The organism is Amycolatopsis rhizosphaerae (genome assembly GCF_007713715.1).
In the GTDB taxonomy this organism is placed as follows: Bacteria; Actinomycetota; Actinomycetes; order Mycobacteriales; family Pseudonocardiaceae; genus Amycolatopsis_E; species Amycolatopsis_E rhizosphaerae.
Genome location: NZ_VJWX01000404.1, coordinates 1 through 6,520 on the forward strand (window position 1 = coordinate 1; position 6,520 = coordinate 6,520).

Annotated in this window: 8 protein-coding genes; 5 read left to right on the plus strand and 3 right to left on the minus strand. The window is 71.7% G+C overall.

Going from position 1 to position 6,520, the window contains the following annotated elements; genetic code table 11:
- A partial coding sequence (locus FNH05_RS28790; RefSeq protein WP_144591991.1) for a peptidoglycan DD-metalloendopeptidase family protein occupies nt 1-547 on the minus strand: 547 nt, incomplete at its 3' end.
- Between the two features lie 168 nt (nt 548-715).
- Here FNH05_RS28790 and FNH05_RS28795 point away from each other — a divergent pair.
- Genes FNH05_RS28795 through FNH05_RS28810 form a run of 4 tightly spaced genes read left to right on the plus strand, consistent with a single transcriptional unit; the run spans nt 716 to nt 4,117 of the window.
- On the plus strand, nt 716-1,228 hold the full coding sequence (locus tag FNH05_RS28795; protein WP_144591992.1) for a DUF1453 family protein: 513 nt from the start codon (nt 716-718) through the stop codon (nt 1,226-1,228).
- A 24-nt stretch (nt 1,229-1,252) separates the two neighbouring features.
- Nucleotides 1,253-2,374: a sensor histidine kinase gene (locus FNH05_RS28800; protein WP_246127997.1), complete on the plus strand. Its 1,122-nt coding sequence runs from the start codon at nt 1,253-1,255 to the stop codon at nt 2,372-2,374.
- A complete protein-coding gene (locus FNH05_RS28805) occupies nt 2,344-3,018 on the plus strand; it encodes a response regulator (protein WP_144591993.1) in 675 nt (224 codons plus the stop codon). Before FNH05_RS28800 ends, FNH05_RS28805 begins: the two co-directional genes overlap by 31 nt.
- 25 nt (nt 3,019-3,043) lie before the next feature.
- Nucleotides 3,044-4,117, plus strand: a complete 1,074-nt coding sequence (locus FNH05_RS28810; RefSeq protein ID WP_144591994.1) for a DUF2293 domain-containing protein — start codon at nt 3,044-3,046, stop codon at nt 4,115-4,117.
- A 38-nt stretch (nt 4,118-4,155) separates the two neighbouring features.
- Here FNH05_RS28810 and FNH05_RS28815 read toward each other — a convergent pair whose 3' ends face one another.
- A complete protein-coding gene (locus tag FNH05_RS28815) occupies nt 4,156-4,584 on the minus strand; it encodes a CBS domain-containing protein (protein WP_144591995.1) in 429 nt (142 codons plus the stop codon).
- A gap of 134 nt (nt 4,585-4,718) precedes the next feature.
- Here FNH05_RS28815 and FNH05_RS28820 point away from each other — a divergent pair, with 134 nt between their 5' ends.
- Nucleotides 4,719-5,336, plus strand: coding sequence for a gamma carbonic anhydrase family protein (locus FNH05_RS28820; protein WP_144591996.1), 618 nt, complete (start codon nt 4,719-4,721; stop codon nt 5,334-5,336).
- Here FNH05_RS28820 and pdxR read toward each other — a convergent pair.
- Nucleotides 5,333-6,520, minus strand: a 1,188-nt coding sequence (gene pdxR, locus FNH05_RS28825) for a MocR-like pyridoxine biosynthesis transcription factor PdxR (RefSeq protein ID WP_144591997.1), incomplete at its 5' end; no start/stop codon positions are given. The genes FNH05_RS28820 and pdxR overlap by 4 nt on opposite strands.

Below are 6,520 nucleotides of genomic sequence, written 5' to 3' on the forward strand. Positions count from 1 at the left end.
GTTCGGGGGTGTACGGGTTGCCGCCGCAATTGTTCTTGCTGGTGAAGAAGGTGTGCCCGTAATAGGGAACGGCCACCCCGTTGAGCACCGCCTTCTGCGTCACCCCGTTGAGGTTCTCCTCGAAGTGCAGGTGCGGGCCCGTCACCCCGCCGGTGGCCCCCGCCTTGCCGATCTGGGTGCCCTGCCCGACCGACTGCCCCACCGACACCTGCTGGGCGGACAGATGCGCGTACCGCGTCCGCCAGCCGCCACCGTGGTCGATCTCGATCCACTTTCCGTAGCTCGTGGAGCCGAGATCTTCCACGCGGGTGACGGTGCCGGATGCCGCCGCGAGCACCGGCATCCCGGTGATGCCGTCACGCTGGAAGTCCACGGCGTTCGCCGGGCTGTGGCCGCTGAAGGTCGCGGCCGTCACCGTCACACCGCACTGGAACGGAACCTGGAAGTTCGGGGCGGCCAGTGCCGGGGTCCCGCCCGCCAGCACCACCCCCATCGCGGACAACACGGCCGTCGCGGCCAGTACCGCGAGCCGGCGCGCTCTGCTCATACCTACCTCCTCGCTCGGGGAATCGGCCCGAGCGAAGCAGGCAGCGGTACACGTTCCGTACAAATCGGCTCCACCCCGGGGTGGATGCCGGAAACCCACCTCCGCTCCGATGCGGCGCGGGGCCCGTTCGCGGGAGTCTCGGCCCAGCCCGACAACCGAGGAGAACCCGTGGCACCCCTGCAGATCCTGATTGACGTCGCACTCGCCGTCTTCGTCCTCTGGCGCGTGGTGATCCGGCAGGTCCGCGGCAGCACGCTGACCACCCGCCGCATGGTGCTGGGCCCCGCCCTCCTGCTGGTGATCGGCGCGGCGAACTGCGTACCCGAACTACCGCACGCCTCCGCCGCCGAAATCGCCTTCACCGCGGCGGATCTGCTGGTGCTGGCGCCGCTGGGGATCGCGCGGGGAGCCACCACAAGGGTCAGCGAACGCGACGGGTACGCCTTCCAGAAGGGCGGCACGCCGACACTGGTGCTGTGGCTGGCGACGGTCGCGATCCGCGTCGGGCTCGCCGTCCTGGGCGCCCGCTTCGGCGCCCTGGGTGCGCTGACCACGGGCTCGCTCTGGTTGTCGCTGGGCCTGAGTCTCGCCATCCAGAACGCGGTCGTCCACGCCAAGGCGCGCCGGGCCGGGCTGACCGTCGCCACCGATGCCTCCGCGCTCGCCGTCGACCACCGCTGATCCGCATTGGGCATGCTGAGGGGCATGAACCCGGAGATCCCGCGGGAACGGTTCGCGCCGGTACTGGAGTCACTGCGCTGGCTGTTCGTCGCGCTCCCACTGATCGGCATGGTCCCGGCGCTGACTCCGGTCACCGGCGCCGTGGCCGCCGTCGCGTTTCTCTCCTCGCTCCCGCTGCTGTGGCTGCCGGCCTGGCCGCCATGGGTGCTGCCGGTCTCACTGACCGTACTGGCGGCCAGCAGCGGGACACTGTGGATCCTGCAGCCCCACGGCGGCCTGGGCTCCGTGGTCACGTTCACCACCGTCTTCTACGCCGCGCGCTTTCTCACCATCCGCTCCGGGCTCGGCGTCTCGGTGAGCGTGGCCGCCACGCTGATCGTGCTGTACCTGCGCAACGAGACGAACATCCGCGACGCCCTGCTCAACCTCGCGATGGTCGGTGTGATCATGCTGCTGGGCCTCAACCGCCGCAGCCGCACCGCCCGGATGGAGCAGACCGCACTGGCACTGGCCCGGGCGCGGACCGCCGCGGAGGAGCACGCGCTGGCCGCCGCGCTCGCCGAGCGCGCCCGGATCGCACGGGACCTGCACGACGTGCTCGCCCATTCGTTGTCCGGGCTCACGCTGAACCTCCAAAGTGTCCGCCTGATGCTGGTGCGCGACGGGGCGAGCGCGGAGTTGCTCGCCCAGATCGAGCGGGCCCAGCGGCTGGCCTCCGACGGGCTCGCCGAAGCCCGTCAAGCCGTCGCGGCGCTGCGGGAGGACCCGGTGCCCCTTGACCGCGCGATCGCCGACCTCCTCGCGGGCTACCGCCTGGACAGCGGCGCGTCCGGCGAACTGACCGTGAGCGGCACTCCCAGACCGGTCGCCGCCGGTGCCACGACCACGGCACTCAGAACGGTGCAGGAAGCGCTTTCCAACACCCGCAAGCACGCACCCGGCGCCTCCGTGCACGTGGCGCTGTCGTTCACCGGAGACGGGATCGAAGTCACCGTGACCGACCACCAGGGCAGGGCACCGGCGCCGGCGGACACCGCGGGCTACGGTTTGCGCGGGATGGCCGAACGCGCCGCTCTGCTCGGCGGGCGGCTTTCCACCGGACCCGGGGAGGACGGATGGCGGGTGCGCCTGGCGGTACCGGCGTGACCCCGCTGCGGGTGGTCGTCGCCGACGACCAGGCCGTGGTGCGCGAAGGGCTGGTCACCCTGCTCGGCCTGCTGCCGGGCATCGAGGTGGTGGGCGCGGCGGCCGACGGGCTGGAGGCGCTCGCCCAGGTCGCCGCGCACCGGCCGGACGTGCTGCTGGTGGATCTGCGGATGCCTCGCTGCGACGGGGTCACCGCCACCGCCCGCGTCCGCGCCGAGTGTCCCGGTACCGAGGTGGTGGTCCTGACCACCTACTCCGACGATGATTCGCTGCTGTCGGCGCTGCGGGCCGGTGCCCGGGGGTACCTCACGAAGGATGCCGACGCCGAAGTGATCGGCCACGCGCTGCGCTCGGCCGCGCAGGGCCTGTCCACGCTGCACTCCGGTCTGCAGGAGCGCCTGGTCGCCGCCGCCGGGCGGGGCCAGGAGCCGGGCACGGGTGCCATCGAGGGGCTGACGGCGCGTGAACTCGAAGTCCTGCGCCTGATCGCGACCGGTCTGTCCAATGTGGAGATCGCCCGCACGCTGGTGATCAGCGAAGCCACCGTCAAGACCCATGTCAACCACCTGTTCGCCAAGGCCGGCCTTCGCGACCGCGCCCAGGCGGTCGCACTCGCCTACCGCAGTGGCCTCATGCGGCCCTGACCCACTCACTAGACTGCACCGCACCATGTCCGACAAGCCCAAACTCCAGCAACGCGTGACCGAGGCGGCAGAGGCGGCGCTGCGCGCCCGCCGCTACGTGGCCCCCGTCGATGTGCTCGTGGCACTGGGCTGGCTCACGTCGGTGACCGTCGAGGACTGGCGCCACGGCCGGACGGGCCCGCTGGCCGAGGCTCTCCCGGTGCCGGAACCGAAGGCCAGGGCCGCACTGGACCACCTGCGGGACTGGGCGCGGCAACGGGGCCTCGACCCGAGCGAGGCCGGTTATCTCGCGGGGACCCGTGACAAGCGGCCCCTCGTGTTCACCGACGACGAAGTGACGCAGCGCGCCTTCCGCACGCACTGGGTCTCGCCCGGGCTGTCGGAAAAGCAGCGCGAACGGCTGGAGGAACGGCAGAACAAGGCGCCCGATCTGGTCGTGCTCGTCTCGGTGGACAACTGGGTCTGCGCCGGCTGCGGGGTGCACTGGCGAGCGGGGGTGCTCCGGTTCATGGAGGACGACGCGTCACTGTGCCTGTCCTGTGCGGACTTCGACCACCTGCTGTTCCTGCCCTCGGGCAACGCCGCCCTGTCCCGGCGCGCGAAGAAGGAGAGCACGCTTTCCGCGCTGGTGATGCGGTTCAACCGGCGCCGCAAACGCTATGAGCGGCAAGGGATCCTCGTCGAACGGGCGGCACTGGAGCGGGCCGAGGACCAGTGCCTGGCCGACGAGGACATCCGGGCACGGCGCCGTGAGCGCGACGCGGAGCGGCGCGCGGAGCAGGACGTCGAGTTCCAGGCCGCGATGGCCGCCGAGATCCGGCGCCTGTTCCCCGGCTGCCCCCCGGACCGGGCCCGCGCCATCGCCGAACACGCCGGGACCCGCGGCAGTGGCCGGATCGGGCGGACGGCGGCGGGCCGCGCCCTGGACGAGAACGCCGTACGGCTGGCCGTGATCGCCTCGGTCCGGCACGAAAACACCGACTACGACGCGCTGCTCATGGCCGGTGTGCCCCGCACCGAGGCCCGCGAACGGATCTGGCCGGACATCGAACGCCTCATCACCGGCTGGGAGCGCCCGAAGGATCGCACCTTCCCGTGACCGTGCGATCGCCGGGTTCGGCCAAAACAGGGCTCTGTCTAGCCGCGGGTGATGTAGGCGTGGAGTTGCTCCTGGCTGGTCTCCAGCTCCTCCATGCGGGTCTTGACCACGTCGCCGATGCTGACGATCCCCGCCAGCCGCGCGCCGTCGAGGACCGGGACGTGACGGATGCGGCGGCGCGTCATCAGTACCGTCAGATCGTCCACGGAATCCCGGGGCGTGCAGGTGGCGACCAGCCGGGTCATGATCTCGGACACGGGCCGGGACAGCACCTCGGCGCCGTGCTCGTGCAGCTTGCGCACCACGTCACGCTCGGAAACGATGCCCGCCACCCCCTCCGGGCCGACCACCACCATGGCGCCGATGTTGTGCTCGGCGAGCCCGGCGAGCAGTTCGGTCACGGTGGCCTCGGGAGGCACCGTGGCCACAGCGGTGCCCTTGTTGCGCAACACGTCCGCGATCCGCATCCGCCACCTCCGGGAAGTGATGTGGTTCACATCAGCGTAAGGTGCGGGCGGCGGGCGCGGAAGTCGTGAACCGGACGAAGATGACGTCCGATTTCCGCCAGCACCCGGCGGCGGCGGGGAGTCAGCCTGGAAACATGCTGGTCAAGCACCGGGGCGCGATGCCAAGCATCGATCCCACCGCCTATGTGGCCCCGAACGCCACGCTCGTGGGTGCGGTACGTGTCGGCCCGCACGCGCGCGTGATGTACGGCGCGGTCCTGGATGCGGAAGGGTCGCGGATCGAGGTCGGGGCCACCGCCGTGGTGGCCGAACACAGCGTGTTGCGCGCGACCGCGGTGACCCACCCCCCGCATCCCGTGGTGATCGGCGACCACGCCTTCGTCGGCCCGCACACCACGGTGCTGGGAGCGGTCGTCGGCCGCTGCTGCTACCTCGCCGCCCAGGCGACGGTGCTGCAGGGCGCCCGGCTCGGCCCGGGCGCGTGCGTCGCGGTCGGCGCGCTCGTCCACGCCGGTACCGAGGTGCCGGACGAGTTCTTCGTGCCGCCGCACACCACGGCCATCGGCTCGCCGCTCCGCGTGCTCGCGCCGGATCAGCGGGAGGAGGTGCGCGAGGCGATCAGCGCGAACGGGTTCACCGCGAAGGCCTTCGGAGTCACCACGGCCTGGACCGAGCGGGTCGGAAGGTACGAACAGGTGGCCCGCGTGCGGTCCGCCGAGTTCGGCGAACACGCCCACGACACCGTGGTCTAGCCCTGGCCGTCGAAGACCTCTCGTAGCCGGGCCAGCCCCGGCTCGATCTTCCCGAGCGGGATGGCGCCGAAACCGAAGACCAGGCCCGCCAGTCCGTCCCGTTTCGCGGTGAAGTCGCCGAGCGGGTACAGCCACACGCCCGCCCGCCGTGCCGCTTGCACGATCGGACGGGACGGCACCCGGCCGCGGGCAGTCAGATGCAGGCCTGCCGCCGAAGGCACCAGGGTCAGGTGGCCGGCGAAATCGCGTCGCACGATCCGGCTGACCGTCTCGTGCCGCGCCTGGTACTCCCGGCGCATCTTCCGAACGTGGCGCGTGAAGCCGCCCTCCTCCATGAAGCGCGCCAGCGCGGCCTGCTCGACGGTGGGCGAATGCCAGTCCGTCAGGTACTTGGCCTTGCCCAGTGCCGTGCGCAGGCTCGGTGGTGCCACCAGGAACCCGAGGCGGAGCGCGGGCAGCAGCACCTTCGAGAACGAACCGACGTAGAGCACGCGGCCGGTGGTGTCCAGGCTGTGCAACGGCTCCAGCGGCCGCCCGGTGTAGCGGAACTCGCTGTCGTAGTCGTCCTCGACGATCGCCGCGTCCCGGCGGTCGGCCCAGGCGATCAGTTCGAGCCTGCGGGCCAGGGACATCGCGGTACCCAGCGGGAACTGGTGCGAGGGACTCACATAAACCAGACGGCAGTCGTCGGGGATCGCGTCGACCCGCAACCCCTCCTCGTCGACCGGAACCGGGACCGGGCGTGCCCCCAGCGTGGTGAACAGGTGCCGCGGCGGGGGGTAGCCCGGGTCCTCCACGGCGACCCGGTCCCCCGGCCGCAGCAGGACCCTGGCGGCGAGCTCGACCGCCTGCTGCGAACCGTTCGTGACCAGCACGTCCTCGGGCCGGGCACGGACGTCACGGGACAGGCCGACCTGGCGGGCGATGGCCTCCCGCAACCCGGCGTGCCCCCGCGGGTCGCCGTAGCTCAGCACCTCGGCCCGGGTGCCGCGGAGCTGCTCGGAGACCAGGCGGCGCCACGTGTCGAAGGGGAAGTGGGTCACGTCGGGGGCACCCGCACGGAAGTCGTAGGCGGGGTGCACCGCGAACCGCCGCGGAAGCTCGGGCACCTCCTCCCAGATCGGTACGGGTTTCAACGCCGTGCCGGGCGGGGACGGCGTTGAAACCCGTACCGATCTGGGAGG

Bases quoted from the DNA above. Each gene is read 5' to 3' on its own strand.
- FNH05_RS28800 (WP_246127997.1), top strand. From the start codon at position 1,253: ATGAACCCGGAGATCCCGCGGGAACGGTTCGCGCCGGTACTGGAGTCA.
- FNH05_RS28805 (WP_144591993.1), top strand. From the start codon at position 2,344: ATGGCGGGTGCGCCTGGCGGTACCGGCGTGACCCCGCTGCGGGTGGTC.
- FNH05_RS28810 (WP_144591994.1), top strand. From the start codon at position 3,044: ATGTCCGACAAGCCCAAACTCCAGCAACGCGTGACCGAGGCGGCAGAG.
- FNH05_RS28815 (WP_144591995.1), bottom strand. From the start codon at position 4,584: ATGCGGATCGCGGACGTGTTGCGCAACAAGGGCACCGCTGTGGCCACG.
- FNH05_RS28820 (WP_144591996.1), top strand. From the start codon at position 4,719: ATGCTGGTCAAGCACCGGGGCGCGATGCCAAGCATCGATCCCACCGCC.